Origin of the sequence: Mesorhizobium sp. KR9-304, from assembly GCF_040049215.1 — a bacterium.
GTDB lineage: Bacteria > Pseudomonadota > Alphaproteobacteria > Rhizobiales > Rhizobiaceae > Mesorhizobium_K.
Window position 1 is genome coordinate 205,949 of sequence record NZ_JBDZDN010000002.1, and the last position, 25,967, is coordinate 231,915.

Consider the following 25,967-nt stretch of genomic DNA (forward strand, 5'->3'; position numbering starts at 1 on the left):
TAGGTTTTGGAGGTCTCATGGTAAATCCCGGCCAGTAAAGCCCGTCGCTGCAGGTTGCCGACCGGTGTGAGCCGCCCTATGTTCCCGCACCCAGATCTCCGAGGATGAAACATGCGCTATCTGCACACCATGGTCCGCGTCGCCGACATAGACGCGTCGCTCGATTTCTACGTCAGCAAGCTCGGTCTGAAGGAAGTCCGCCGCTATGAGAATCAGCAGGGCCGCTACACGCTGATCTTCCTTGCCGCTCCCGAAGACGAGCACAGCGGCGTCACCGAAAAAGCGCCGCTGGTCGAGTTGACCTACAATTGGGATCCGGAAGACTACAAGGGCGGCCGCAATTTCGGCCACCTCGCCTATGAGGTCGACAACATCTACGAGACCTGCCAGCGCCTGATGGACGCCGGTGTCACAATCAACCGTCCGCCGCGCGACGGCAACATGGCCTTCATCAAGTCGCCGGACGGCATTTCCATCGAACTGCTGCAGAAAGGACCGGCTCTCGCAAAGGCCGAACCCTGGGCTTCGATGGCCAACACCGGAAGCTGGTGACGCGCCTTCTTCCTGTCACTTGATCGCGTCGGCCATTTTGGCCAGCGCGATCACCGTGTTCCAGTTGCGCGCCGTGTTGGGCACGCCGATTCCCTTGTCGAATTTTTCGGCGAGCTTCGACGTTCCAAAACCATTCGGCGTGTGCAGATAGGCGACCTTGCCGACGACCTCGATGCGCTCGCCGCCTTTCGCAAACGCGCGCAGGGCCTCCACCCTCCCCTCCTCCGGCGTCTCGGCCAGAACCGCCGCATGGAGGAATTTCGGAACCTCGACCGCCTTAGGGAACGGGTTGCTCGCGATCAGATCGGCCCATTCTTCTCGCGTCACCACATGCACGGCCTTGTCGAAGCCGAATTCCTGCCTCGCGATCTTCGCGACGTCGGTCGTGACGCTCGCTGCGCTCTTTCGTGAAGACAAGACGGCGTTGCCGCTGTTGATATAGGTCGCGACATCCTTGAAGCCTGCCGCCGTCAGCGCCTCGCGCAGCGGTTTGGTTGGCAGCTGCGTCGCGCCGCCGACGCCGCGAAAGAGAATGATGTAGACGGTCATATCACCAGCCCGGCGATCGTCTCGTTGTCGGTGATATCCTGATAGGCCCATCCCGCTTCGTGGAAGCGTTTCGCCAGCACGTCGAAATTCCTGCGGTCCTTCGTCTCGATGCCGATCAGCACCGAGCCGAAATTGCGCGCCGACTTTTTCAGATATTCGAAGCGCGCGATGTCGTCGTCAGGCCCGAGCAGATCGAGGAAATCGCGCAGCGCGCCGGGCCGCTGCGGGAAGCGGAAGACGAAATATTTCTTCAGCCCCTCGAAGCGCAGCGCGCGCTCCTTGACGTCGGGCAGCCGCTCGAAATCGAAATTGCCGCCGGAGACCACGCAGACAATCGTCTTGCCGCGAAGCTCCTTCTTCGCAAAATCCTTCAGCGCGTCGATCGCCAGCGCGCCCGCCGGCTCCAACACGACGCCCTCGACGTTGAGCATTTCGATCATCGTCGCGCAAAGCCGGTTCTCGGGTATCAGCCGCACTGAGTCCGCCGGGAAATCCCTGAGGTGCCGGAACGGCTCGCGGCCGATCTCGCCGACCGCCGCGCCGTCGACGAAATTGTCGACGCTTTCAAGCCTCACGCGCCGACCTGCCGCAAGGCTTTGGGCAAGGCTCGGGGCGCCAGCCGGCTCGCAGAACACGAAGCGCATGTCGCGGCCGATCTCGTGGAAATATTGCGTGACGCCCGCCGACAATCCGCCGCCGCCGACCGGCAGCACCATCATGTCCGGCGAGCGGCCGCCCGGCATCTGGTCAGCGACTTCCCAGGCGACGGTCGCCTGCCCCTCGATGATGTCCTTGTGATCGAAGGGCGGCACCATATGCGCCCCGCTCGCCTCGGCGAATTCGAGCGACGCGCGATAGCAATCATCGAAGAAGTCGCCAAAAAGCCTGATCTCGACGAACTCGCCGCCAAAGAGTTTTGTCTTGTCGATCTTCTGCTGCGGCGTGGTGACGGGCATGTAGACCACGCCTCTTTTGCCGAAATGCCGGCAGACGAAGGCGAAACCCTGCGCGTGGTTGCCGGCCGAGGCGCAGACGAACAGTTCGGCAGCGGTGCCGGCGGCCAGCGCATGCCGGAAGAAGTTGAACGCCCCGCGTATCTTGTAGGAGCGGACCGGCGTCAGGTCCTCGCGCTTCAGCAGCACATGAGCGCCGTACTTCTTCGACAAATAGTCGTTCCGCTGCAGTGGCGTTGCGGGAAACAGTGCGTGCAGGGCCGCCGCCGCTTTCGAAACGCGCTCCGCGAAACTCGTCATCGCTCCCACCATATTGACCGCATGGCTGCCGCTCTCCACGCTTTTGCGCTATCGCATATCCGCGCGGTCGAGGCCACGCCGAAGTCCTGTCTCGGCAATCGGACAACAAGGTGTCCGCATATCGGCCGACATCGCGCGCTTCACCGGCGGCGATCCATTTTGGCTTTCACGCAACAGGGCGACGGCCGTCGACCGCGCCAGGGCCGTTTCTGCCCTCTTCGCCTTGCTAATGCCTTTATCAGGCGTTCGGGGAAGGTATGCCTCAAGAAACAGGCCGAATGGCCGGAGAATTGTAGACTGTGTTGAAAATCAAACTTTTATCCGCGGCGCTTGCTCTCGTCTGCGCCGGCTGCATGACCAACGACAACGCCACCGATCTGATCGGCACCGCGGCCGTGCCGGTCCCGGTCAGCGAGATCGCCGGCAACCACTCGATCTTCGTCGCCACCACGCGCGAAGCGTCGGCGGACGCCAAGGTGTTCAACAATTCGCGCTCGCCCAAGCTGAACTTCGCCCGTGTTAACGTGACGGTGCCGAAGGCGCACGAGACCGGCCAGATCGAACGCAACAAGCCCGGCAAGGCCGACGACCCGTTGAAGTTCTTCACGGCAACCGAGGTCGTCGCCTATGAAGCGCAGCCGCAATTCTCCTCGGCGCTGAGCGCCGACATCGCGGCGCGCGGCGGCCGCGCCATGATCTTCATTCATGGCTACAACACATCCTTCGACAGCGCCGTCTACCGCGCCACGCAGATCGCCCACGATTCCGGCTATCCGGGAACGCCGGTTCTGTTCTCCTGGGCGTCGGGCGGCACGACCAAGGACTATGTCTACGACCGCGAGAGCGCCAGCGTCGCCCGCGACCAGCTCGAGGCCACGCTTCGCCTGCTTGCCCAGTCCGGCGCGCGCCGCATCGACATCGTCGCGCATTCGATGGGCACCTGGGTCACGATGGAGGCGCTGCGTCAGCTTGCGCTCTCCCGCGACCGCGATCTCGGCGGCAAGCTCGGCGACGTGGTGCTGGCCTCGCCCGACATCGATTTCGACGTCTTCAAGAGCCAGATGCGCCGCTACGGCAAGCCGGACCGGCCGTTCTTCCTGATGATTTCGGCCGATGACCGCGCCCTCAAGCTTTCCGGCATCATCGCCGGCAACCGCCCTCGCGTCGGCGGCTACGGCAACCAGGCCGAACTCGCCGAACTCGGCGTCATCGTCGTCGACCTGTCGCAAGAGAAGAGCGCGGATCGGCTGAACCACACCAAGTTCGCCGACAATCCAACGCTGGTCAGGCTGCTCGGACAGCGCCTGCGCGAGGACGACGGTTACGCCAGCGACCGCGAGGTGACCGACCGCATCACCGCGCTCGGCCAAGGCTCTTAGAGCGCTTCGGGCGCGCCGGCCGGTCCGGGGCGGGAGCTTTTGCGCTGGACCAGGCACCGTTCTAGCCCTATCGGTGCTCGCAAGCGCCCTGCAGGGATGGCGCCGGAGGTGAGTGTAGTGCGTCCTAGACTGCTCATTGTCGTGCCGCTCGCGCTGGCCGTTTCCGCCTGCGCCACCGAACGCAAGCACGAGCTGTTCGCGGACGAATTGCGTCCTGTGCCTGCTTCCGAAGTCGCCGCCAAGCACGAAATCTTCGTCGCTACCACGCGGCTCCAGGCCGAGGACAAACGCCTCGTTTTCAGCCGCGACCGCTCCGATATGCTCGCCTTCGCCCGGATCGGGGTCACCGTGCCCAAGAACCACGAAATCGGCACGATCGAGCGCGCCAAGGACGGCAATCCGGGCGACCCCGCCAAGGATTTCACGGCCACGGACCTGACAATCTACGATTCGGGTGCAGCCTTCAGCACCGCGGTCGCCGACAACGGAGATCGCGTCCTGGTCTTCGTGCACGGCTACAACACCGGCTTCGACGACGGCGTCTATCGCGTCACCCAGATCGCGCACGACATGGGCTATCCCGGCACGCCGGTTCTGTTCTCCTGGGCGTCCGGCGCCAGGACCCGCGACTATGTCTACGACAAGGACTCGAGCACCGCCGCCCGCGACGATCTCGAGGCGACACTGGTGACGCTGTCCAGAACCCGCGGCGTGAAGAGCATTGATATCATCGCCCATTCCATGGGCAACTGGGTGGCGGTGGAGGCGCTGCGCCAGCTCGCCATCGCCGGCAACCGCGATCTCGGCGGCAAGCTAGGCTATGTCATTCTCGCGTCGCCCGACATCGACGTTGACATCTTCAAGAAGCAGATGATCCGTTACGGCAAGCCTGACAGACCCTTCGTCGTGCTGCTGTCGGCCGACGACAAGGCATTGGGCTTCTCAAGTCGCATCGCCGGCAAGAAGGCGCGCGTCGGCGACGATGCGAATGCCGACGAACTGGCGGCTCTGGGTGTGGTCGTGGTCGATCTCAGCCAGACGCAGTCCGGAGACAAGCTCAACCACGCGAAATTCGCCGACAATCCGGTGCTCGTCCAGTTGCTTGGCCAGAGGCTGCGCATGCCCGAAAGCCTGCGTCCCACGCAAGAGCAAGCCAACGAGCGCGTCAACCGGCTGGCAAGCTCAGTCGGTCAGGCGACCTCGATCGTCGTGACGACACCGCTCAGGATCTTCACGGTAGGGTCCGAATGACGGCCGGGTAACTGCCTAGACGAAAAGCTCGACCTTCTCGAACGTCCTGACATCCACCAGCCCAACGTCGGAGATCCTGAGTTCCGGGATCACGACCAGCGCCAGCAGGGAGTGCTGCATATAGGCGTTGTTGAGCGTGCACCCGCAGGCGCGCATCGCTTCGGTCAGTCTGCCGGCCTTCGCCGCCACGATCTCGGCGCGCTCGTCCGACATCAGGCCGGCGATCGGCATCTCCACCAGTGCAAGCTCCCTGCCCTTGGAGAACAGCACCACGCCGCCGCCGACTTCGGCCAGACGGTTCGCGGCGAGCGCCATGTCCTGCTTGTTGGTGCCGACGACGATCATGTGGTGGCTGTCATGCGCGACGGTCGAGGCTAGCGCGCAATCCTCCTTGTAGCCGAAGCCGGAGACCAGCGCGTTGACCACCTTGCCGGTGCCCTTGTGGCGCTCGACCACCGCGATCTGGCAGATGTCGTTCGCCCGGTCCATCGCGACCAGCCCCTCCTCCACCGGCAGGTCGGCCTCCAGCGCCTTGGTCGGCGCTTGGTTCTCGATCACGCCGATGACCCGCGCTCTGACCTCGTTGGCGCCGGCCGGCGCCTTGATGTCGAAATCCTTCGCCTCGATCGTCCTGCCGACATGCACCGTATTGCGCGCGCTCTGCGGATAGTCATAGGGCGGGATGTCGATGACGAGCTTGCCGGCTTCGGCGGCCAGCATGCCGCGCGCGTAGACCTGGTCGATCTTCATCCCGGCTAGGTCCTCAACGATCAGGAAATCTGCGGACCGCCCCGGCGCGATCGAGCCGATCTCTCGCTCCAGCCCGAAATGCTGCGCGGTGTTCAGCGTCGCCATCTGGATCGCCGTCACCGGCTTCAGCCCCTGCGCTATGGCGTGGCGCAGCACGCGGTCCATATGGCCTTCATTGACCAGCGTGCCGGAATGGCTGTCGTCGGTGCAGAGGATGAAATTGCGGGGATCGATGCCTTGCTCCGTCACCGCCTTCACCTGTTCGGCCACGTCGAACCATGCCGAGCCGAGCCGCAGCATCGCCTTCATGCCGAGCCGCACGCGGGCGATTGCGTCTGCGGCTCGCGTCCCTTCGTGATCATCCTCCGGTCCGCCCGCGACATAGCCCGCGAAAGGCAATCCGAGGTCCGGCGAGGCATAGTGGCCGCCGACGGTCTTGCCGGCCTTCATGGTCGCGGCGATCTCGCCGGCCATCTTCGGGTCGTTGGCCGAGACACCAGGAAAGTTCATCACCTCGCCAAGCCCGATGATGTTTTCCCAGCCCATCGCCTCGGCGACTTCGGCGACGCCGAGCGTCGCGCCCGGGTTTTCCAGCCCTGGCGCCGACGGCACGCAGGACGGCATCTGCACATGCACGTTGACGGGCATAGCCAGCGCCTCGTCATGCATCAGCCTGACGCCGGGCAGCCCGAGCACGTTGGCGATCTCGTGCGGGTCGATGAACATCGAGGTCGTGCCGTGCGGGATCACCGCGCGGCAAAATTCCGTCACCGTCACCATGCCGCTCTCGACGTGCATGTGCCCGTCGCACAGCCCCGGCACCAGGTGGCGACCGCCGGCATCGACCACCGTCGTCCCCTCGCCGATCGCGTGGCTGGCGTCCGGCCCGCAATACGCAAAACGCCCGCCGGCGATCGCCAGATCCGTACCGGGAATGACTTCGCCCGAATGCACATTGACCCAGCGCCCGTTGCGCACCACCAGATCTGCCGGTCTGCGTCCCGTCGCGACATCGACCAGCGTCGTCGCCATCTGGGCCCAGGGTCTCGGCTTTCCCGCGCCATTCGCCGGCCTCTGCGCCATGAACATGCTCCTTGCTTTTGCCGGACTTTGCCAAGAGAGATCGTGAAGCGCCAGTATCCGTCCTCATTCGGACATGCAATGACCAGCAACGTTCCTCCACCGCGGCGCCCGCCGATCCACAACGACGCGTTCACCGCCCAGGAGGGTGTTCCGCCGCGCGAAACGCTGATGGCGCTTTGCCACCGTCTGTCCACTGCGCTTGGCTTCGACGGCCCCTGGGTGGTCGGCGGCTGGCAGGTCTCGCTAATCGAGGTGCGACAGGCTGAATACACCGATCCGCTGGAGGCCGATTTCCGTGTCGGCAGGGATGCCATGGAGATGGGAGCCGCGCTTCGCGTCGACGTGCATCCCTCCGGCTGGATCGAGGCGTGCGTGACAATCGACGGCGTCGGCGAGAAATCTTTCTTCATCGAGCACGTCTACGAGGAGTTCGAAATCTGGCCTTCCGGCTCGCCCTGCGAAGCCATCGAGTCTGGCCGCATGGGCAAGCGCTGCGGCTGGCTGCAACTCGAAGCCGAGTTCTGGCCAGACATTGCTTTCCTGGCAGAAGGCCGATTCATTACGCTGGAGCCCGCCGAGCCCAACCGCTGAGCTGTCATCCGGGCGTTGGCGGCGATCTAAGCCTTTCGTCTACAAGATCGCGGCAATTGCTTCCGAAGCAGGATTTCGGTTGATTTTCCGCGCGAAACGCCAATGCTGGGCAAACAAACGCCCACTTTGGGATCATCAGGGCGGAACAATCTCTGGGAGGAAGCAAATGAAATCCATCTTAGCATCGATCGCCCTCGCCACGGCCACCCTCGCGCTGCCGCAAGCCGCCTCCGCTCAGGCCTATCCGGAGCGCACCATCACCGTGGTCGTGCCGTTCGCGGCCGGCGGCCCGACCGATACCGTCACCCGCCTTGTCGCAGAAGCCATGTCCAAGGATCTCGGCCAGCAGGTGATCGTCGAGAATGTCGGCGGCGCCGGCGGCACGCTCGGTGCCGGCCGCGTGGCATCGGCCGAGCCCGACGGCTACACGCTGCTCCTCCACCATATCGGCATGGCGACCAGCGCTACGCTCTACCGCAAGCTGCCATACGATACGCTCAACGCCTTCGAATATGTTGGCCTCGTCACCGACGTGCCGATGACGATCGTCGCCCGCAAGGACCTCGAGCCTACCGACCTCAAAGGCCTGATCGAATACGCCAAGGCCAACAAGGACACCGTCAGCGTCGCCAATGCCGGCATCGGCGCGGCGTCGCATCTTTGCGGCATGATGTTCATGAGCGCCATCGAGACGCCGCTCGTCACCGTCCCCTACAAGGGTACCGGTCCTGCCATGACCGACCTGCTCGGCGGCCAGGTCGACATCATGTGCGACCAGACCACCAACACGACCAAGCAGATCCAGGGTGGCACCATCAAGGCCTATGCGGTGACGTCCGCTGCCCGTCTCGACGTGCTTCCCGATGTCCCGACCGCCGAGGAAGGTGGCCTGCCCGGTTTCCAGGTCGGTATCTGGCACGGCCTCTATGCGCCGAAGGGCACCCCTGCGGAGGCTACGGAACGCCTGTCGAAATCGCTGCAGGTTGCGCTGAAGGATCCCAACGTGGTGGCACGCTTCGCCGAACTCGGCACCGCCCCGTCGCCGGAAGCCGACGCGACGCCGGCCGCGCTCAAGGCCAAGCTCGAAAGCGAGATCGCGCGCTGGAAGCCGATCATCGACGCCGCCGGACAGTACGCGGACTGATCTGCGCTTTCGCAAACATGGAAAGCAGGAAACCCGGCGCCGCCGCAGTGCGGCGTCCGGTTTTTCAAGCCCGCTCCGGCCGCTCGCCGGCACTTGTCTCGCGGTTCCGCCAGGCACAGTATGGGGATCGGAGGAGAGCTTAGTTCTTATTCCTCAAACGGACAGACAAAAAGACGATCGGCCAGCGGCCCGATATCCCAAGCCGCCGACACGGAGGGGACACTCATGAAGCCGGCGGCATTCGACCCGACGAACGTCATCTGCGGCGCATTCTTCATCCTGGTTGGCGCGATTTTCACGTGGCAGTCGCTGCAAGTCGAGCTCGGCACCTGGCTGCGCATCGGCCCCGGCGGCATGCCGCTTGCCCTGTCGCTGCTGCTCGTTCTGCTCGGCGCTATCATCCTCTTTTCAGCGCTGCGCCAAATCGGGGAGCCGGTCGGCGTCATCGCCTGGCGCGGGATCTTCTTCATCACGCTCGCCCCCATCATCTTCGGCCTCACGGTGCGTGGTCTCGGCTTCATCGGCGCCGTCTTCATCACCGCGCTGTTCGCCTGCTTCGCCTCGTTCAGGATGAAGCCGCTGTATGCGCTGGCGCTGTCGGTGGCGCTGACCGTCTTCTCCACGCTCGTCTTCAGCTATGCGCTCGGACTGCCGTTCGAACGTTTCGGCCCCTGGCTGCGCTGAGAGGCACCCGATGGACCTCCTCAACAATCTGGCTCTCGGCTTCGCCACCGCCTCGACGTTCACCAACATCGGCTTCTGCCTGATCGGCGTGCTGCTTGGCACGCTCATTGGCGTGCTGCCCGGCATCGGCGCCACCGCCACCATCGCCATGCTTTTGCCGATCACCTTCCAGATCGGCGACCCGGTCTCGTCGCTGATTATGCTCGCCGGCATCTACTACGGCGCGCAATACGGCGGCTCGACGACCGCGATCCTGATCAACATGCCCGGGGAATCCTCCTCCGCCGTAACCGCGATCGACGGCTATCAGATGGCAAGGAACGGCCGTGCAGGCGTGGCGCTTGCCACCGCTGCGATCGGCTCCTTCGTCGCCGGTACGATCGCGACCGTGCTCATCGCGCTTTTCGCCCCACCGCTCACCGCGGTAGCGCTGAAATTCGGCTCGGCCGAATATTGTTCGCTGATGATCGTCGGCCTGGTGATGTCTGTCGCCCTGGCCCACGGCTCCGTGGTCAAGGCTATCGCCATGGTGGTGCTCGGCCTGCTTCTTGGACTTGTCGGGCAGGACGTCATCTCAGGCGCCTCGCGCCTCAATTTCGGCCTGATCCAGCTCGGCGACCAGCTCAATTTTGTCGCCATCGCCGTCGGACTTTTCGGCATCGCCGAGATTCTCCGCAACCTGGAGGACGAACGCACGCGCGAGGTGCTGATGGCCAAGGTCACCGGCCTGATGCCGACGCGCGAGGATTTCCGTCGCATGGTCGGACCAATCCTGCGCGGCACCGCGCTCGGTTCGGCGCTGGGCATCCTGCCCGGCAACGGAGCCGTGCTTGCCGCCTTCGCTTCTTATTCGATCGAGAAACGCGTCTCCGACCGCCCCGAGGAATTCGGCCGCGGCGCGCTCGCCGGCGTCGCCGGACCCGAGAGCGCCAACAATGCCGGCGCGCAGACCTCCTTCATCCCGATGCTGACGCTCGGTATTCCGGCCAATCCGGTCATGGCGCTGATGATTGGCGCGATGATCATCCAGGGCATCGTGCCCGGGCCAAACGTGGCAGCCGAGAATCCCGCTCTCTTTTGGGGCCTGATCGCTTCGATGTGGATCGGCAATCTGCTGCTGATCGTGCTCAACCTGCCGCTGGTCGGGCTGTGGGTGAAGCTGCTCAAGGTGCCCTACTTCGTGCTGTTCCCTGTCATCATGGCGTTCTGCTCGATCGGCGTCTACAGCGTGAATTCCAACGTCTGGGACCTGTTCGTCGTCGCCTTTTTCGGCCTGCTCGGCTATTTCCTGCTGAAGCTGCGCTGCGAGCCGGCGCCGCTGCTCCTCGGCTTCGTGCTCGGCCCGCTGCTGGAAGAAAATCTCCGCCGCGCCATGATCCTGTCGCGCGGCGATCCCAGTACATTCGTCACGCGGCCGATCAGCGCCGGCCTGTTGCTGCTGGCTGTCGCGGTCCTGATCGTCGTCTTCCTGCCTTCAGTCCGCAAGAAGCGCGAGGAAGTCTTCGTCGACGAGGAGTGACGGCGGGCGTCGGCAACGTGCCTGCCGAGCGCGTCTTCAAGCGCCTTGCCAGCCCGGAGAAAATCCAGCGCGACCCCGAAGACCGAACGCGTAACCCCGTCTCTCCGAGAGGACCAATCGCGGGTTTTTCATTCGTTGACAAGTATCCGGCCTGGTCGTTCAATTCCGGCATCAGTTGATGGAGAGCACAATGAGCCGCTTCTGGAATTTGTCAGCATTTGCCTTGGCGTTCGGGTTCCTCGTTGGTGCTGCCACCGCCGAGGAACGCTGGCAGACGCTGCCCGAACCGGCGGCGATGCCCGCGGCGACCGAGACCGGCTACGCCAAGGTCAATGGCATTGATATGTACTACGCCACCTACGGCGCCGGCGACCCTGTCCTGCTCATCCATGGCGGGCTCGGCCACGCCGATATCTGGGCAAGCCAGGTTGCGGAGCTTTCCAAGACCCATAAGGTCATCGTCGCCGATAGCCGCGGCCATGGCCGCTCAACCCGCGATGCGCAGCCCTTCGGCTATGATCTGATGGCGTCGGACTACCTTGCACTGCTCGACTACCTCAAGATCGACAAGACGGCGTTGGTCGGCTGGAGCGATGGCGGCATCATCGGCATCGACATCGCCATGACACACCCCGAGCGGCTGACGAAGCTCTACGCCCAGGCCGCCAACGTCACGGTCGACGGTCTCGATCCCGGCGTCATGACCAACAAGACCTTTGGCGCCTATATCGAGCGCTCCGGCAAGGACTACGCAAAACTGTCGAAGACGCCGGGCGAATACGAGGCCTTCGTCGCCCAGATCAGCCACATGTGGGAAAGCCAGCCGGCCTGGACCAAGGAGCAGCTTGCCAAGATCACCACGCCGACGGCGATCGTGCTCGGCGACCATGACGAGGCGATCACCCGCGCCCACACCAAATACATCGCCTCGGCAATTCCTGGCGCGACACTGGTCATCCTGCCCAACGCCAGCCACTTTGCCATGCTGCAGGCGCCCGACGAATACACCAAGTCGGTAACCGACTTCATCGACGCGAAATAGCGGTGCGCCGGAGCCCGAAGGCCGTGGCATCCGCTGCCGCCCATCAAGTGTGCTCCGGAACGCCCGGAAATAGTCGATTGATCAAGCACTCTTAGACTCGATCCGACACGTTCATATGAACGCAAAACCCCGGCCACTGGCCGGGGTTTTGCTGCCTGGGTATGCGGCTCAGAACTTGTAGGCGATGCCCACGGACACGGTGTCCATGTCCAGATCGACTTCACCTCGTAGGATATCCTCGCTGCCGAAGTCGTAGTGGCGATATTCTGCGCGCGCGAGCCAGTTGTCGGTGAAGGCATGTTCGATACCGAGACCTGCCGTCCATCCGTCGAAATCCAGGTCATTGTCTATGCCAGCCACCACCACAGCCGACGCGTCCGCATGAGCGAATGCCCAGCCGGCGGTGCCGAAAAACAGCGTACGGTCCCACGCGTAACCGACGCGTCCGCGTATCGAGGCGAACCAGTCTATATCGATATCTCCGACTCCGTCGTCTTCGTCGATCCAACTCGCGTTGATATCGCCCTCGATGCCGGCAACGAAACGATCCCATTGGAAATTGTAGCCAGCATATCCGCCGACGAACGGCCCGTCCGCATCGACGGTAAATTCGGCCCCGTTATCAATCGAGAAATCGGCGTCAGCCCAGCCGTAGCCGCCTTGCAGGCCGAGATAGACCCCGCTCCAGTCATAGGCCGTCTCGACGATGACGGCTTCCTCAACCACGGCGTCCGCTGCGATGGCGTATCCGCCCCATGCCAACAGAATTGCGGTCGTTAGAGCAGTTTTTCGAAGGGACAACATTGCACACCTCTTCGCTGTCTATCGCCATATATTAGAGGAAGTTACATTAGAACTTTGCGCTCGACGAGTCTGTTGCTGTTGCGCAACGCGCGGCAATAATTTGAGGATCGCCCAAGCAGACCTACGCACTGCCGTTGACAGCACGCCTAACGTCGTGGGGCGTTCATCGGCGGGGCCAGATCGGGCTAATGCCTTATGATGATGCGGGTGTTCGCCAGCCCCTCGGCCTTGGCCAGCGAAAACAGCCTGGCGGCGTGCGCGGGAGCAAGGCGCACGCAACCCGACGAGGCGGGACGGCCAAGCGCCTTGGTCTGGTAGGTCCCGTGCACCGCATAATTGCCGTTGTAGAAAATCGAGTACGGCATGGGCGCATTGTTGTAGCGGCTGGACCTGTGATGGCGCGACAGCCATTTCGCGCTCCAGCTGCCCGTCGGGGTCACCTTGCCGCGCCGCGCCGTCGACACCGGCCAGGTGCCGATGACAGTGCCGCGATGCATGACCGTCATGGTCTGCCTGGACAGCGAAACGTTGGCGGTGAGGGTGGCGGCGGACGCAGCCTGCGCGAGCACAAGCATGAGCGATGCAGCAATGAGCGGTAGTAGCTTTTTCATGACTTCAAGCGTTGCCCTTGACGAAACGACGCCATTAAGTACCGACAATCGTTGCGACTTTATTGACGGACAACCCTGAAGATTGGTGCGGACGGCGGGGATCGAACCCGCACGATCAGAGATCGAGGGATTTTAAGTCCCTTGCGTCTACCGGTTCCGCCACGTCCGCGTGCAGGTCTTTTCGGGCGCGCGGCATCCGCCGTCAAGCGGCAACGCGGTATTGTCCCGTGGCGGAGAGACGCGAGACGGCCGGCGCGTTAGCCCCTGAGCCCACCCACGCGCGGCAAATGCCTCGCGCCTCCCGATCCTTGTGCATCAGTCGAGCGCATCGCGCCAATGAAAGGAACTTTTAACCTTAGGCGCTAAGGTTACCGACGCGCGGTCCAGCCAAGCCTATGCCGCTCTGGCCACGACAAGTCGCAAACCGGTTCCCGGGATGCGTCCGTCTCCGATACCAGGCGTCCGCTCCGCGTTGGCGAGGAAGGCGAGCGCCATCGCTTCCTCCCTCGCGAGCCCGATCAAAACCCTGCCGCCGACTTCAGCGGGCACGTCGTCGAGCGTATCGAGGACCGCCCAGGTACAGGTCGGCTCCTGTACAGCGATGAACTTCTCCATGGACGCAGCAAGCTCCCCAGCGTAGCGCGAACGACAGCAGCTTACGCCGGGACTTCGGGATTTTCCAGACCGCTGGTCGGAATCCTTAGCCAGCCATGAAGGCCAGCGCATCATTGGCGCCCCGCCCAGCCGCCGCGCATCGTTAACCACTATATTAGCTTTTGTTGAACCTTGGGTGCCCGTCATCATTGCTCGTTATGGCAATCCACCGGAATGGAGAAACGTATCCTAGATTCCGCTGTCTTCGGGAACCGACCGGGACATGGATGGTATGGGACGACACAACCGGTGCGCCCGCGGCGCTGGGCGGCGGCGCGCTTAAGGCACGCAGCGAAGGGCGGGCCAGGTCGGCCTGCGATATCCTCAAGCGGATCTACCGGAATCGGCTGGAAGCGACTTCGGCCCGCCGGTCGAACGAGCGTGCCGCATCGGCCGTCGAAGCGGGCAGCGTGCTTTTCCCCGGAAGACAGCCCTAGCCGAACGCCTTCGCAGCCGTTCGCTCTATGATCTTGGCAACGCGATCGCTCGCCATGAACTGCAGCATGTGGCCATGCCCGTCGACCAATTCGAAATCGAGGCTCGCGACCTTGTCGCGCATCGGCAGCCCGTGCCTCCTGTGGTCGAGCACCCGGTCGGCGGTGCCGAACATCATGGCTGCCGGCATTTTGATCTCGCCGTAGCGTCCCTCGATCTCTCCAAGGTCTTTCCCGATCGCCACGATGTCGCTCGACGTGGCGTAGAAGTGGCTCGGCCTCAGTCCGAGCATGCCGCCACCGGCAACGATGTAATCCTCGGGCCATTTCTGCGGCCCGAACACGAAATCGAGCGTCTGCTTCGCATATTTCAGGGAGGCCGGCACGGCGGTCGTCCGCGCAATCAGCCAGCGCTTGAGCGGCGACGCGATGTAGAGGCCTTTGAACTCGGGTGGCACCTCTTCCATCATATGCGTCAGCGGCGCCAGCGTCACGATGCCCGAGACGAGTTCGGGGTGGTTGAGCGCAAGCGTCAGCGTCACCGTGCCGCCCAGCGAGTGGCCGACCACCAGGGGGCGCTCCAGTTCCAGCGCCCTGATGAGGGACGCGACCGTCTCGGCCTGTTCGGGCAACCGCGCCGTCGCCCCGGCACCACGGACTGAATAACCCGATCCCGGCCTGTCGAGCGCTATCAGCCGATAGCCCGGCAGCAACGGGAACATCGGGTGGCGGAAATGGTGAAGCTGCCCGCCGAGCCCGTGCACGAAGACGATAGGGCGTCCCTCGCCAATCTCGACATAGTGGATGCGGTTGCCGTCGAGATCGATGAATTTGCCCGATGGCGGCACCAGCCGCTCGGCTCGGGCGGCGATGCGCCGCGTCGCCAGCGCGAAATAGCCGGCGACGAAGATAACCGCCAGGAAGACGGCGCCGACGATCCAGCCGATGACCGAAGCCATGATGTTCCTCAGACACGCAATTTTGCGCGAGACTAAAGCATGTCGCCCGAAAGTGGGAACCGGTTTCGGGATAACGACATGCGAGAAATCAGACGCTTAAAGCGCGTCGCCCGAATCCGCTTTGACGCGACGCGCTTTAGAGCATCGGACCGAAAATTGCGCAGCGGTTTTCGGACAAATCCGATGCTGAAACAAAGAGATAGAGCGGCGAAGCGAATCCGGTTGAGCGTTCGCCACGCTAGCGTGTTGAAGGCGCTCGGCAAGTCAGAGGCTATAAACATTGCGGTGAACCGCCCGCCGCGCTATCTCACGTCGGCTCGCCGAGGTATCCCCGCATGTCAGACATCGTCACCGCCGCCATGATCGTCATCGGCGACGAGATTCTCTCCGGCCGCACCAAGGACCGCAACATCGGCCATCTCGCCGACATCATGACCGCGATCGGCATCGACCTGAAGGAAGTCCGCATCGTCGCCGACGAGGAGGACGAGATCGCCGCCGCCGTCAACGCGCTCCGCCCCCGCTACGACTATGTCTTCACGTCAGGCGGCATCGGCCCGACACATGACGACATCACCGCCGATTCGGTCGCCAGGGCTTTCGGCGTTCCTTGCGACTATGACGGGAAGGCGATGGCCCTGCTGGCCGAAAGCTACGCCAGGCGCAACATCGAGTTCAACGAGGCGCGCAAGCGCATGGCGCGCATGCCCGTCGGCGCGACCCATATCGACAATCCGGTTTCGGTCGCGCCCGGCTTCAAGATCGGCAACGTCCATGTCATGGCCGGCGTGCCGTCGATCTTCCAGGCCATGCTCGACAATGTCGTGCCGACGCTGAAGACCGGCACGAAGCTGCTTTCGGCAACCATCCCCTGCCCACATGGCGAAGGCATCATCGGCGGGCCGCTCGCCGAGATCCAGAAGGCGCATCCCGACACGATTATCGGCTCCTATCCGAAATATCTCGACGGCGCGTTCTGGACCGAACTCGTCGTGCGCGCCCGCTCCCAGGAAGCGCTGGACGCAGCAACGAAAGCGGTCGAGGAGATGGTGGCCGGGCTTCCCAGGGCGGCGTAGCCCGTCTCGCGCCGTCCGGGCACGCGGCGGAACGCCCGCCCGCCGCCGAGCGTTCTTCTTCCGCGAGGCGTACCGACCGCGGTCTGCCCTGCTTGCGCGGCCGTGCGGAAACAATACAGTCCACGTGGCTGTCGCGCCGCGCCTTTCGCTGGAGGAACCATGCCGTTCAAGACCATTCTCGCCATCATCCAGGGCGTCGAGGACGCCGAGCGGGTCAGCGACTGCGCCGGGGCGCTGGCCGCTCGCCACGAGGCCCACCTGATCGGCCTTCATGCCGAGGCGCTGCCTGTTCCCTATACCTCGGCAATCGGTTTTCCCGACGCCGAGTTCATCCAGGCATCGGCCGGGGTGAACGAGGAGCGCTCGAAGAAAATCGAGGCGATCTTCAGGCAGCGCACCGCCGGGGCCGGCATAACGGCCGAGTGGCGGAGCCTCGAAAGTTTTTCGGGCGACAGCGCCCATTCGGGCATCGCCAGCGCCCGCAGCTGCGATCTCGTCGTCGCGGCCCAGGCCGGATCGGACGGCGCCTCGCCCGATGTCGATGCCCTGCTCTACGATGCCGGCCGGCCGGTGCTCGTCACCCCGCACGACGCGCCTTGCCTCGCCTCTTTCCGCCGCGTGATCGTTGCCTGGAACGGCAGCCGCGAGGCCGCGCGCGCGGCCTTCGACGCCCTGCCCTTCATCCTCGAGGCCGAAGGGACGGAAATCCTGGTCGTCGATCCGCCGGAGGGGCAAGCGGCGGCCGAGGCGGGCGCCGACATCGCCGCTGCGCTCGAACGCCACGGCGCCAATGTCACCGTCCACACCGAGGCCTCGCACGGGGCTGCAACCGACGACATCATCCGCGACCGCCTCGCAGCCACCGGCGCCGATCTTCTCGTGCTTGGCGCCTACAGCCATTCATGGCTGAAGGAACTGCTTTTCGGCGGCGTCACCCGCACCGTGCTGCAATCCATGCCGGTTACGGCGTTCCTGTCGCGATAGCTGCGCGGGATGGCATTAGCTCAGTTGATCTTCGCTTCTCGAAAAGCATCGCCGTTCCAACGTGCTGTTCGACAAAGGCGGCGAAGGATTCCATCGCGCGCTGCCAGACCAGATTGTAGAGCGTATCGCACTCCGGGCGCTGCGTCGGCAATGGTTCTTGTCACGATCAGCTAAGGCGCGCGCGTCAAGTTCATCCTGCTATGTTCGAGGTCTCGTCTTTCGCCGCACCTTGGCGCGTGCCCCCGACTATCCGCTGGGCTGGGGCCGGGGCATGCGGTATTCCAGCGGTCGTTAGAGTCGATTGAGGACGAGTTGGGACGGTTGCAGGACCCACCAGAAGACGCCAAGCTCCAATCACCTGGCGCCAGAGCGGCGCATACGGCGGGCGTATGTTACGGCCGGCGTCGAATTGCTCCGCGAGTTCAACCGTGATTGGCGTTCCCTGCGCCTTCTCGAAAATGCAATCGTAAAAGTCCCACTTCGACGTGAGGTAGGGCTGCAATACTATGTGGCGACGGCCCTTGCGTCGCGACAGTTGGACGCCGGTGGAATGCCATTTCGGGAGGAAGCCGTTATCCGTTATCACGTTCGATCGGATCGGTCGGTATTGCCCGGAGAATGGCAGCTCGCTGAATAGGTAACTTGTGTTGTAGGCGCAGAGCAGGCCGCCTGCCGTTAGCGACCGATGCAGGATCCCGACCAGATCGTGGAACTCGGAAAAAGGAAAAATATCGGGGCGCCGGTGTTGCTTGTCGTGAAGGCATAAAACGCTGTTTGCGAAGATGATGTCGTATGGGCCGTTGCCAGTAACCGTCTCCGGCGTACTGAAAAACACCCTACCTGGAAGGTCATCGCGCGCACGGGCCGCTGTTAACTCGATGTCGCAGCCAAGTATCTCAGCATCCGGGAAGTAACGACGGATGGTAAGAAGCTCTTCGCCGGTCGAACACCCGAAGGAAAGAACTCTGGCGGGATTAGGTAATCTTTCCTGTGCCACCCTAAACATCGCTGGATAGCGGTCGAACCAAGTACCCCGGTGTATTTGCGCCACCACTCACCCCAACAATAGACCCCAGCGCAAGTCTATAGCGCCTCCCCGCCCTTCCTACAATCCGGAGAACTGTCATGCGTCTCGTCGCCAACTGGCGCGCCGTGCTGACGCGCGCCTGGAGCATGCGCCTGATGTCGCTCGCAGGCCTGCTCTCGGGCATGGAGATCGCCCTGCCGCTGATCGACGGGCTACTTGCCGTCTAGCCCCTCACCTTCGCTGCGCTGTCCGGCTGCGCCACGGCCGGGGCCTTCGTCGCGCGGCTGGTCGCCCTGGAAAACGTCTCAGGAGCAAAGCAATGAAGAGCAGGCTGGGAACGATCATCGTCGCCGGGTCGCTGGCAATCGGCGTCGACGGCGGTAACGAGGGGCTACGCACCAAGGCATATCCGACATCGATATCGACGGGCACAAACGCCTCTGCCCGCAGGCCGAGGCTTGCCAGACCCCGTCATTCCCGGCTAATCCCGGCTGCATTCCGCCGGAGTGCAGCCGCATGTCGCTTCCCGAAAAGGCCTTCCCCGTCACCTGGGACCAGTTCCACCGCGACGCGCGCGCGCTCGCCTGGCGGCTTGCCGGCGTCAACGGCCAGTGGAAGGCGATCGTCTGCATCACACGCGGCGGCCTTGTGCCTGCCGCCGTCATATCGCGCGAACTCGGCATCCGCGTGATCGAGACGGTGTGCGTCGCCTCCTATCACGACTACGCGTCGCAGGGTCAGCTCTCGGTGCTGAAGGAAATCGCGCCGGCACTGCTTGAAAACGACGGCGAGAGCGTCCTCATCATCGATGACCTCACCGACACCGGCAAGACCGCTGCTATCGTCCGCGCCATGTTGCCCAAGGCGCATTTCGCCACCGTCTACGCCAAGCCCAAGGGCCGTCCGCTGGTCGACACTTTCGTCACCGAGGTCAGCCAGGACACCTGGATCTATTTCCCCTGGGACATGGGATTCACCTACCAGAAGCCGATTGCCGACGACCACATCGGCTGATTTCCAAGCAGAGCTGCATCCCTCGCCCGACAGTGCGCGGTTGTGCCCTGTCACATTCGGGCGGTCGAATCATGTTCTGATCGCGGCCGCGTGCCGGCACGGACCGCAACTTTCGAGCAGCTTGAATCTTGAAATCCGGAATGGAATTTTTACTTTTATTCTCGACAATTAGCCTTAATATTACTGAGGCGGCAAACGAATCGGAGCTTGGGGCGTTACCCTCCTGATGTTCATGAATGTGCTGACGAGCAACCATCTGGTCGAAAGGGTGCGCCGGCTGTTCGGCAACGCGCCCTGTCGCCTGCAGGTCGCCGCACTTCCGTGGCGCAAGACGGCGGATGGCGTCGAGATCATGCTCATCACCAGCCGCGACACCGGCCGCTGGGTGCTGCCCAAGGGCTGGCCGGAAGGCACCGAGCAGCTGTGCGATGCTGCCGCGCGCGAAGCGGCCGAGGAAGCAGGCCTGTCGGGCGCTGTCTCGCGACGCGCGGCGGGCCGGTATTTGTATGCCAAGATACTCTCCTCCGGCGAGGAGGTTCAGTGCGAGGTTCTGGTCTTTCCGCTTGAGGTCGACAAGGTCGCGGACAAGTGGAAGGAAAAGCGTCAGCGCAAGCGCAAATGGGTGGCGGCGGCCGACGCCGCGCGCATGCTGAACGAGACCGACCTCTGCAAGCTGATCTCGGCCTTCAGCGCCGACCCCCGCAAGGTCGTCGCCTGACACGCTGCCTCGTTCACACGCCGTAGCGTTCCGTGGCGATCAGGCCCGGCTCCACCCCGGCGTCGATTGCATGCTGCGCCGCGTTTTCCACGAACGGGTTCGATCCGCAGATATAGATCCGCCTGACCGGGCCGGGCAGTCGGGCGAGTGCCGCGGCGATCGTCCCGGCGTCGATCCGGCCCTTCGATATCCCTTCCGGCGGGGACGCCTCGCGCGTCAGCGTCGTGATCATGTCGAAGCCGTCCTGCCGGTCCCTGAGTTCAGCCAGTTCGTCCGCAAACAGCAGGTCGTGCCGCGTCCGCGCCGAGAACAGGAGCAGCATCGGCGCGGTCGAACCGGCGAGCGCCCGGTGCCGCGCCATCGAGACGAAAGGTGCGATGCCCGATCCGCCGCCGATCAGCAGCACCGGGCCGCCGTCCTGCGTCCTCCAGATGAAATGCCCGCCGACAGGCTCGGACAGTTCGATCTCGTCGCCGACCTCCACCACCTCGTGAAAGAAGGGAGAAACCTCGCCGTCATCGAGTTTCTCGATGGCGAGTTCGACGTGGCTGGTCGTTTCCGGCGCCGAAGCGATGGAATAGCTGCGCTGCGCGCGATACCCGTCCGGCGCCGTCAGCCGCACGATGATATGCTGGCCCGCGGCGAAGGGCACGAATTCCGGCAGCCGGAAGAAGAAGCTCGATACGGCGCGCGATCGCCGCACGATCTCGGTGACAACAGCGGTCTGCCAGCGCATCAGCGGCCGGAATTGGTCGAGATTCGCGGCAGGCCGTCCTGGCGAGAATATCGATCCATTCTAGTCATTCGTATAACGCTGCTCTTGCCACGGATCCCCGTAGCGGTGGTAGCCGCGCAGTTCCCAGAAGCCCAGCTCGTCCTTCTGGGTGAACTGCAGCCCGTTGACCCATTTCGCCGATTTCCAGAAATAGAGATGCGGCACCAGCAGCCGCGCCGGCCCGCCGTGGTCCGGGGCGATCGGCTTTCCTTCGTAGCGAAGCGCCACCATCGCCTTGCCGCCCAGAAGATCGGCGGTCGGCACGTTGGTCGTGTAGCCGTCGAAGCTGTGCGCCAGCGTGAAGCCGGTCGGCGGCTCGATGCCTGCGTCGGCCAGGATGTCGTCGACCAGTACGCCCTGCCACGCCGTGTCGAACTTCGACCATGTCGTCACGCAATGAATGTCGCGCGTCATCTTGGTCTGCGGCAGCGCGTTGAACTCGTCCCAATTCCAGCGCTTCACCGGCCTGACGCCGTCCTTCAGCGTGAAGGTCCACTTGTCCGTCTGGATGCGCGGCGTCGGTCCGGCCGAGAGCACCGGAAAGCCGCTCTCGAGGAACTGGCCGGGCGGGAGCCGTTCCCGGGTTTCCTCCGATCCGCCCCGCCGTCCGGTGAATCCGCGCGTCGCCATCAAAATCGATCCTGCCGGCCCGTTGTGAACTCGTCGTTGCAACGATCCCACCCAAACCGCGCGGGATCAAGTATATGAAGGTGTCAATTCGGCCGGCTCGGTCCGCCCACGCATAGCGGGCGAACGGATACCGCATTTCCCCCGTTATCCACACGACTGACACACAACATATGGGGGTCACAAAAGTTACAAAAACGAATCCTTGACGGCGCAAAACGAGTCGCCTCTTATGGGTCATGCGCTCCTGTTTCGAGCGTGGTCGGAAGAATTCCGGACCGGTAACACGTTTCCAGATTTTGTGGGTTTTCAGCGGTCCGCTCCGGCTCTCGGAGCGCTCTGGAGCCTTGGGTTTTGCGTGGGTTTTGGGGGTCGAAAGGGAAAAGTGTCGGACTGGAATAAATTGTCTGTTAACACTATATTTAGTGTTTGCGGGTACGGTCGACACTAGATAGTGTGATATTCCCTTTCGAGGGGAATCGAGGAAAGTTTCATATCGAGGGACCCGCGCTGGTCCGTCGGAAGGCCCGGAAATCAAGGCTCCGCAAGGGGTCGATAGACGCGGCGACCGAGGGCGGCGAGGGACGAGAAGGCCGCTCCGGCAACGGGGCGGCATGGCGGACGCGCGTCTTGACGAAATTGGGCGAGAAAGCCCGTTCGAAAGACGCTATATGTAGATACAAAGGGATCAGGACCATGCATATCCAGAGGCGCTTCACAAAGGCAGGACAATCAGCCTATGCGGAGATCGAATTCCGCAAGGCGCTCTCCGAGATCAAGAATCCGGACGGGTCGGTCGTCTTCCGCCTCGACGACATCGACGTTCCGGCGCAGTTCTCGCAGGTCGCCGCCGACATCCTGGCCCAGAAATATTTCCGCAAGGCCGGCGTGCCCGCGCGGCTGAAGAAGGTCGAGGAGAACGACATCCCCTCCTTCCTGTGGCGCTCGGTTCCCGACGAGGCAGCTCTTGCCACCCTCCCCGAGGCCGAGCGCTTCGTCTCCGAGACCGACGCCCGCCAGGTCTTCAGCCGCCTTGCCGGTACCTGGACCTACTGGGGCTGGAAGGGCGGCTACTTCAAGTCGGAGGAGGATGCGCAAGCCTTCATGGACGAGCTCTGCTACATGCTCGCCACCCAGCGCGTCGCGCCGAACTCGCCGCAGTGGTTCAACACCGGCCTGCACTGGGCCTACGGCATCGACGGCCCCGGCCAGGGCCATTTCTACGTCGACCCCTTCACCGGCAAGCTGACCAAGTCGAAGTCCGCCTACGAGCATCCGCAGCCGCATGCCTGCTTCATCCAGGGCGTTCAGGACGACCTCGTCAACGAGGGCGGCATCATGGACCTGTGGGTCCGCGAAGCCAGACTGTTCAAATACGGCTCGGGCACCGGCTCGAACTTCTCCATGCTGCGCGGCGAGGGCGAAAAGCTCTCCGGCGGCGGCCGTTCGTCCGGCCTGATGTCCTTCCTCAAGATCGGCGACCGCGCCGCCGGCGCCATCAAGTCGGGCGGCACCACGCGGCGCGCCGCCAAGATGGTCATCGTCGACGCCGACCATCCCGATATCGAAGCGTTCATCGACTGGAAGGTGAAGGAGGAGCAGAAGGTCGCCTCGCTGGTCACCGGCTCGAAGATCGTCAAGCAGCACATGGCCGCCGTCATGAAGGCCTGCGTCGCCTGCGAAGGCCCCGGCGACGATTGTTACGACCCCCAGAAGAACCCGGCGCTGAAGCGCGAGATCAAGGCCGCCAAGAAGAACGGCGTGCCGGAAAACTACATCCAGCGCGTCATCCAGTTCGCCCGCCAGGGCTACACGTCGATCGACTTCAAGACCTACGACACCGACTGGGACTCCGAGGCCTACCTCACCGTTTCCGGCCAGAATTCCAACAACTCGATCTCGCTCAAGGACGACTTCCTGCGCGCGGTCGAGACCGACGGCGACTGGAAGCTCACCGCCCGCAAGGACGGCAAGGTGATGAAGACGCTGAAGGCCCGCGACCTCTGGGAGAAGATCGGCTACGCCGCCTGGGCGTCGGCCGATCCCGGCCTGCACTACAACACCACCATGAACGACTGGCACACCTCGCCGGCCGGCGGCCCGATCCGGGGATCCAACCCGTGCTCGGAATACATGTTCCTCGACGACACGGCCTGCAACCTCGCCTCCGTCAACCTCCTGCCCTACCGCAATGCCGACGGCACGATCGACATCGCCGCCTACGAGCACACTGTGCGTCTGTGGACCATGGTGCTTGAGATTTCGGTCATGATGGCGCAGTTCCCCTCCAAGGAGATCGCAAGGCTCTCCTACGAGTACCGCACGCTCGGCCTCGGCTACGCCAATATCGGCGGCCTGCTGATGACTAGCGGCATCCCCTACGATTCCGACGAGGGCCGCGCCATCTGCGCAGCACTCACCGCCATCATGACCGGCACAGCCTACGCGACGTCGGCCGAGATGGCCGCCGAACTCGGCGCCTTCCGCGACTATGACCGCAATGCCGACAACATGCTGCGCGTCATGCGCAACCACCGCCGCGCGGCCTATGGCGACAGGGACGGCTACGAGAAGCTCGCCGTCTCGCCTGTGCCGCTCGTGCACACTGACCTCAAACAGAAGGAACTCGGCGATCACGCCAAGGCCGCCTGGGACCGCGCCATCGAGCTTGGCGAGGAGCACGGCTTCCGCAACGCCCAGGCGACCGTGATTGCGCCCACCGGCACGATCGGCCTCGTCATGGACTGCGACACGACCGGCATCGAGCCCGACTTCGCGCTGGTGAAGTTCAAGAAGCTCGCCGGCGGCGGCTACTTCAAGATCATCAACCGCGCGGTGCCCGAGGCGCTGCGCACGCTCGGCTACAGCGAGGCGCAGATCGCCGAGATCGAGGCCTATGCGGTCGGCCACGGCAACCTCAATCAGGCTCCGTCGGTCAACCCCGGCTCGCTCAAGGCCAAGGGTTTTTCCGACGAGAAGATCGCCGCCGTCAACGCCGCGCTCGGCTCGGCCTTCGACATAAAATTCGTCTTCAACCAGTGGACGCTCGGGGCCGACTGGGTGAAGGAGACGTTCGGCTTCACCGACGAGCAGCTCAACGATTTTTCGTTCGAGATGCTGCCGGCGCTGGGTTTCTCGAAGAAGGAGATCGAGGCCGCCAACGTCCACATCTGCGGGGCGATGACGCTCGAGGGCGCGCCCTTCCTGAAGCAGGAGCACTATCCGGTGTTCGACTGCGCCAACCCCTGCGGCAAGGTCGGCAAGCGCTACCTGTCGGTCGAGAGCCACATCCGCATGATGGCGGCGGCCCAGCCCTTCATCTCGGGCGCCATCTCCAAGACCATCAACATGCCCAACGACGCGACCGTCGAGGACTGCAAGAACGCCTACATGCTCAGCTGGAAGCTGGCGCTGAAGGCCAACGCGCTCTATCGCGACGGCTCCAAGCTGTCGCAGCCGCTCAACTCCTCGCTCATCGCCGACGACGAGGAGGACGAGGACGACGCTCTGGAAGCGCTGGCCGCCGCGCCCATGGCCGCCCGCGCCGCGCAGGTCACGGAACGGATCGTCGAGCGCGTCGTCGAGCGGCTCTACCGCGACCGCGAGAAGCTGCCCAACCGCCGCAAGGGCTACACCCAGAAGGCGGTGGTCGGCGGCCACAAGGTGTATCTGCGCACCGGCGAGTTCGACGACGGCCGCCTCGGCGAGATCTTCATCGACATGCACAAGGAGGGCGCTGCCTTCCGCGCGATGATGAACAACTTCGCCATCGCCATCTCGCTCGGCCTGCAATACGGCGTGCCGCTGGATGAGTATGTGGAAGCCTTCACCTTCACCAAATTCGAGCCGGCCGGCATGGTGCAGGGCAACGACGCCATCAAGAACGCCACGTCGATCCTCGACTACATTTTCCGCGAGCTCGCCGTCTCCTATCTGGAGCGCCACGACCTCGCCCATGTCGACACGTCGAACTTCGACAACACCGCGCTCGGCCGCGGCATCACCGAAGGCAAGGCGACGCCTGTCTCCCGGGGGTTGACGCGCGGCGCCTCGCCCGTGAAGCTGGTGTCGGGAACGGCCGGCAGCGAGCCCAAGGGTTTCGGCGGCTCGCCGTCGGGTCCCGTGCGCAGCGCGCCGACCGCCTTTGCCGGCTCCAACGTGCATGCGCTGGCGACCGCCGCCGTCCATGCGGTGCGCGCCGACACCGACGGGGCCGTGGCCTTCAAGCGCGACTACGAGGAGCGGGTGAAGGAGTTCGTGGAGGACGTCGCCGAGGAGGAAGCCGCCTCGCCCGCCCTCTTCACCGACGCCGCCGCGCAGGAAGCTGCCGACGCCAAGGCGCTGGCCTCCCAGCGCCGCGCCCAGGCGGTGATGCAGGGCTACACCGGCAACGAATGCTCCGAGTGCCACAACTTCACCATGGTGCGCAACGGCACCTGCGAAAAGTGCGACACGTGTGGGGCTACGAGTGGGTGTAGCTGAGCGGT

The 25,967-nt window shown here is 63.8% G+C and carries 24 protein-coding genes and 1 tRNA gene; 14 read left to right on the forward strand and 11 right to left on the reverse strand.

Translation table 11 applies throughout. From position 1 onward, the window contains the following. Positions 1 to 111 precede the first annotated feature (111 nt). Positions 112 to 552, forward strand: coding sequence for a VOC family protein (locus ABLE71_RS13245; protein ID WP_348783911.1), 441 nt, complete (start codon positions 112 to 114; stop codon positions 550 to 552). Between the two features lie 15 nt (positions 553 to 567). On the opposite strand, the gene ABLE71_RS13250 is transcribed toward ABLE71_RS13245, so the two are convergent. After that, positions 568 to 1,101, reverse strand: coding sequence for a DUF1697 domain-containing protein (locus tag ABLE71_RS13250; RefSeq protein WP_348783912.1), 534 nt, complete (start codon positions 1,099 to 1,101; stop codon positions 568 to 570). Beyond that, on the reverse strand, positions 1,098 to 2,354 hold the full coding sequence (gene ilvA, locus ABLE71_RS13255) for a threonine ammonia-lyase IlvA (protein ID WP_348783913.1): 1,257 nt from the start codon (positions 2,352 to 2,354) through the stop codon (positions 1,098 to 1,100). Before ilvA ends, ABLE71_RS13250 begins: the two co-directional genes overlap by 4 nt. A gap of 353 nt (positions 2,355 to 2,707) precedes the next feature. On the opposite strand from ilvA, the gene ABLE71_RS13260 reads away from it, so the two are divergent. Further along, positions 2,708 to 3,733 carry an alpha/beta hydrolase gene (locus tag ABLE71_RS13260; RefSeq protein ID WP_348784475.1) on the forward strand — a complete coding sequence of 342 codons (1,026 nt, stop codon included), beginning with the start codon at positions 2,708 to 2,710 and terminating at the stop codon, positions 3,731 to 3,733. A gap of 117 nt (positions 3,734 to 3,850) precedes the next feature. Next, a complete protein-coding gene (locus ABLE71_RS13265; protein WP_348783914.1) occupies positions 3,851 to 4,984 on the forward strand; it encodes an alpha/beta hydrolase in 1,134 nt (377 codons plus the stop codon). A gap of 15 nt (positions 4,985 to 4,999) precedes the next feature. Here ABLE71_RS13265 and ade read toward each other — a convergent pair whose 3' ends face one another. Beyond that, positions 5,000 to 6,817 (reverse strand): adenine deaminase, encoded by a 1,818-nt coding sequence (gene ade / locus ABLE71_RS13270; protein WP_348783915.1) that lies wholly within the window; start codon positions 6,815 to 6,817, stop codon positions 5,000 to 5,002. A gap of 78 nt (positions 6,818 to 6,895) precedes the next feature. On the opposite strand from ade, the gene ABLE71_RS13275 reads away from it, so the two are divergent. The 5 genes from ABLE71_RS13275 (at position 6,896) to ABLE71_RS13295 (ending at position 11,797) form a co-directional block, all read left to right on the forward strand. Further along, entirely contained in the window at positions 6,896 to 7,408 is a 513-nt protein-coding gene (locus ABLE71_RS13275; RefSeq protein WP_348783916.1) for a hypothetical protein, read from the forward strand. A gap of 166 nt (positions 7,409 to 7,574) precedes the next feature. Further along, the gene (locus tag ABLE71_RS13280) at positions 7,575 to 8,552 is read left to right on the forward strand and encodes a tripartite tricarboxylate transporter substrate-binding protein (protein WP_348783917.1); all 978 of its coding nucleotides are present in this window, start codon (positions 7,575 to 7,577) and stop codon (positions 8,550 to 8,552) included. Between the two features lie 225 nt (positions 8,553 to 8,777). After that, on the forward strand, positions 8,778 to 9,236 hold the full coding sequence (locus ABLE71_RS13285; protein ID WP_348783918.1) for a tripartite tricarboxylate transporter TctB family protein: 459 nt from the start codon (positions 8,778 to 8,780) through the stop codon (positions 9,234 to 9,236). A gap of 10 nt (positions 9,237 to 9,246) precedes the next feature. Further along, positions 9,247 to 10,755 carry a tripartite tricarboxylate transporter permease gene (locus ABLE71_RS13290; protein WP_348783919.1) on the forward strand — a complete coding sequence of 503 codons (1,509 nt, stop codon included), beginning with the start codon at positions 9,247 to 9,249 and terminating at the stop codon, positions 10,753 to 10,755. A 190-nt stretch (positions 10,756 to 10,945) separates the two neighbouring features. After that, the gene (locus ABLE71_RS13295; RefSeq protein WP_348783920.1) at positions 10,946 to 11,797 is read left to right on the forward strand and encodes an alpha/beta hydrolase; all 852 of its coding nucleotides are present in this window, start codon (positions 10,946 to 10,948) and stop codon (positions 11,795 to 11,797) included. Between the two features lie 168 nt (positions 11,798 to 11,965). Here ABLE71_RS13295 and ABLE71_RS13300 read toward each other — a convergent pair whose 3' ends face one another. From ABLE71_RS13300 to ABLE71_RS13320, 5 genes are all read right to left on the reverse strand, one after another. Then, positions 11,966 to 12,601, reverse strand: a complete 636-nt coding sequence (locus tag ABLE71_RS13300) for an outer membrane protein (protein ID WP_348783921.1) — start codon at positions 12,599 to 12,601, stop codon at positions 11,966 to 11,968. Positions 12,602 to 12,786: 185 nt separating this feature from the next. Then, the gene (locus ABLE71_RS13305; RefSeq protein WP_348783922.1) at positions 12,787 to 13,212 is read right to left on the reverse strand and encodes a L,D-transpeptidase; all 426 of its coding nucleotides are present in this window, start codon (positions 13,210 to 13,212) and stop codon (positions 12,787 to 12,789) included. A gap of 83 nt (positions 13,213 to 13,295) precedes the next feature. Continuing rightward, a tRNA-Leu gene (locus ABLE71_RS13310) sits at positions 13,296 to 13,381 on the reverse strand. A gap of 224 nt (positions 13,382 to 13,605) precedes the next feature. Further along, positions 13,606 to 13,827, reverse strand: coding sequence for a hypothetical protein (locus tag ABLE71_RS13315; RefSeq protein WP_348783923.1), 222 nt, complete (start codon positions 13,825 to 13,827; stop codon positions 13,606 to 13,608). 472 nt (positions 13,828 to 14,299) lie between these two features. Then, positions 14,300 to 15,259, reverse strand: coding sequence for an alpha/beta fold hydrolase (locus ABLE71_RS13320; RefSeq protein ID WP_348783924.1), 960 nt, complete (start codon positions 15,257 to 15,259; stop codon positions 14,300 to 14,302). Between the two features lie 335 nt (positions 15,260 to 15,594). On the opposite strand from ABLE71_RS13320, the gene ABLE71_RS13325 reads away from it, so the two are divergent. After that, positions 15,595 to 16,335: a competence/damage-inducible protein A gene (locus ABLE71_RS13325; RefSeq protein WP_348783925.1), complete on the forward strand. Its 741-nt coding sequence runs from the start codon at positions 15,595 to 15,597 to the stop codon at positions 16,333 to 16,335. A 159-nt stretch (positions 16,336 to 16,494) separates the two neighbouring features. Then, entirely contained in the window at positions 16,495 to 17,319 is an 825-nt protein-coding gene (locus tag ABLE71_RS13330; protein WP_348783926.1) for a universal stress protein, read from the forward strand. Positions 17,320 to 17,509: 190 nt separating this feature from the next. On the opposite strand, the gene ABLE71_RS13335 is transcribed toward ABLE71_RS13330, so the two are convergent. Continuing rightward, a complete protein-coding gene (locus tag ABLE71_RS13335) occupies positions 17,510 to 18,316 on the reverse strand; it encodes a class I SAM-dependent methyltransferase (protein ID WP_348783927.1) in 807 nt (268 codons plus the stop codon). A 128-nt stretch (positions 18,317 to 18,444) separates the two neighbouring features. On the opposite strand from ABLE71_RS13335, the gene ABLE71_RS13340 reads away from it, so the two are divergent. The 3 genes from ABLE71_RS13340 (at position 18,445) to ABLE71_RS13350 (ending at position 20,078) form a co-directional block, all read left to right on the forward strand. Further along, the gene (locus ABLE71_RS13340; RefSeq protein WP_348783928.1) at positions 18,445 to 18,573 is read left to right on the forward strand and encodes a hypothetical protein; all 129 of its coding nucleotides are present in this window, start codon (positions 18,445 to 18,447) and stop codon (positions 18,571 to 18,573) included. A 289-nt stretch (positions 18,574 to 18,862) separates the two neighbouring features. Further along, on the forward strand, positions 18,863 to 19,360 hold the full coding sequence (gene gpt / locus ABLE71_RS13345) for a xanthine phosphoribosyltransferase (RefSeq protein ID WP_348783929.1): 498 nt from the start codon (positions 18,863 to 18,865) through the stop codon (positions 19,358 to 19,360). 232 nt (positions 19,361 to 19,592) lie between these two features. Continuing rightward, entirely contained in the window at positions 19,593 to 20,078 is a 486-nt protein-coding gene (locus ABLE71_RS13350; protein WP_348784476.1) for an NUDIX hydrolase, read from the forward strand. A 13-nt stretch (positions 20,079 to 20,091) separates the two neighbouring features. Here the strand turns inward: ABLE71_RS13350 and ABLE71_RS13355 are convergent, their stop codons facing one another. Together ABLE71_RS13355 and ABLE71_RS13360 are read right to left on the reverse strand one after the other, a co-directional pair. Then, complete coding sequence (locus ABLE71_RS13355; protein ID WP_348783930.1) at positions 20,092 to 20,814, reverse strand: FAD-binding oxidoreductase; 723 nt, start codon at positions 20,812 to 20,814, stop codon at positions 20,092 to 20,094. A gap of 60 nt (positions 20,815 to 20,874) precedes the next feature. Further along, positions 20,875 to 21,483 carry a sulfite oxidase-like oxidoreductase gene (locus tag ABLE71_RS13360; RefSeq protein ID WP_348783931.1) on the reverse strand — a complete coding sequence of 203 codons (609 nt, stop codon included), beginning with the start codon at positions 21,481 to 21,483 and terminating at the stop codon, positions 20,875 to 20,877. 693 nt (positions 21,484 to 22,176) lie between these two features. On the opposite strand from ABLE71_RS13360, the gene ABLE71_RS13365 reads away from it, so the two are divergent. Beyond that, positions 22,177 to 25,962, forward strand: coding sequence for a vitamin B12-dependent ribonucleotide reductase (locus tag ABLE71_RS13365; RefSeq protein ID WP_348783932.1), 3,786 nt, complete (start codon positions 22,177 to 22,179; stop codon positions 25,960 to 25,962). Positions 25,963 to 25,967 lie beyond the last annotated feature (5 nt).

Bases quoted from the DNA above. Each gene is read 5' to 3' on its own strand.
- ABLE71_RS13365 (WP_348783932.1), top strand. From the start codon at position 22,177: ATGCATATCCAGAGGCGCTTCACAAAGGCAGGACAATCAGCCTATGCG.
- ABLE71_RS13305 (WP_348783922.1), bottom strand. From the start codon at position 13,212: ATGAAAAAGCTACTACCGCTCATTGCTGCATCGCTCATGCTTGTGCTC.
- ABLE71_RS13285 (WP_348783918.1), top strand. From the start codon at position 8,778: ATGAAGCCGGCGGCATTCGACCCGACGAACGTCATCTGCGGCGCATTC.
- ABLE71_RS13330 (WP_348783926.1), top strand. From the start codon at position 16,495: ATGCCGTTCAAGACCATTCTCGCCATCATCCAGGGCGTCGAGGACGCC.
- ABLE71_RS13360 (WP_348783931.1), bottom strand. From the start codon at position 21,483: ATGGCGACGCGCGGATTCACCGGACGGCGGGGCGGATCGGAGGAAACC.
- ABLE71_RS13290 (WP_348783919.1), top strand. From the start codon at position 9,247: ATGGACCTCCTCAACAATCTGGCTCTCGGCTTCGCCACCGCCTCGACG.
- ABLE71_RS13355 (WP_348783930.1), bottom strand. From the start codon at position 20,814: ATGCGCTGGCAGACCGCTGTTGTCACCGAGATCGTGCGGCGATCGCGC.
- ABLE71_RS13280 (WP_348783917.1), top strand. From the start codon at position 7,575: ATGAAATCCATCTTAGCATCGATCGCCCTCGCCACGGCCACCCTCGCG.
- ABLE71_RS13315 (WP_348783923.1), bottom strand. From the start codon at position 13,827: ATGGAGAAGTTCATCGCTGTACAGGAGCCGACCTGTACCTGGGCGGTC.
- ABLE71_RS13295 (WP_348783920.1), top strand. From the start codon at position 10,946: ATGAGCCGCTTCTGGAATTTGTCAGCATTTGCCTTGGCGTTCGGGTTC.
- ABLE71_RS13325 (WP_348783925.1), top strand. From the start codon at position 15,595: ATGTCAGACATCGTCACCGCCGCCATGATCGTCATCGGCGACGAGATT.
- ABLE71_RS13340 (WP_348783928.1), top strand. From the start codon at position 18,445: ATGCGTCTCGTCGCCAACTGGCGCGCCGTGCTGACGCGCGCCTGGAGC.
- ABLE71_RS13320 (WP_348783924.1), bottom strand. From the start codon at position 15,259: ATGGCTTCGGTCATCGGCTGGATCGTCGGCGCCGTCTTCCTGGCGGTT.
- ABLE71_RS13275 (WP_348783916.1), top strand. From the start codon at position 6,896: ATGACCAGCAACGTTCCTCCACCGCGGCGCCCGCCGATCCACAACGAC.
- gpt (WP_348783929.1), top strand. From the start codon at position 18,863: ATGTCGCTTCCCGAAAAGGCCTTCCCCGTCACCTGGGACCAGTTCCAC.
- ade (WP_348783915.1), bottom strand. From the start codon at position 6,817: ATGGCGCAGAGGCCGGCGAATGGCGCGGGAAAGCCGAGACCCTGGGCC.
- ABLE71_RS13250 (WP_348783912.1), bottom strand. From the start codon at position 1,101: ATGACCGTCTACATCATTCTCTTTCGCGGCGTCGGCGGCGCGACGCAG.
- ilvA (WP_348783913.1), bottom strand. From the start codon at position 2,354: ATGACGAGTTTCGCGGAGCGCGTTTCGAAAGCGGCGGCGGCCCTGCAC.
- ABLE71_RS13245 (WP_348783911.1), top strand. From the start codon at position 112: ATGCGCTATCTGCACACCATGGTCCGCGTCGCCGACATAGACGCGTCG.
- ABLE71_RS13350 (WP_348784476.1), top strand. From the start codon at position 19,593: ATGAATGTGCTGACGAGCAACCATCTGGTCGAAAGGGTGCGCCGGCTG.
- ABLE71_RS13300 (WP_348783921.1), bottom strand. From the start codon at position 12,601: ATGTTGTCCCTTCGAAAAACTGCTCTAACGACCGCAATTCTGTTGGCA.
- ABLE71_RS13260 (WP_348784475.1), top strand. From the start codon at position 2,708: ATGACCAACGACAACGCCACCGATCTGATCGGCACCGCGGCCGTGCCG.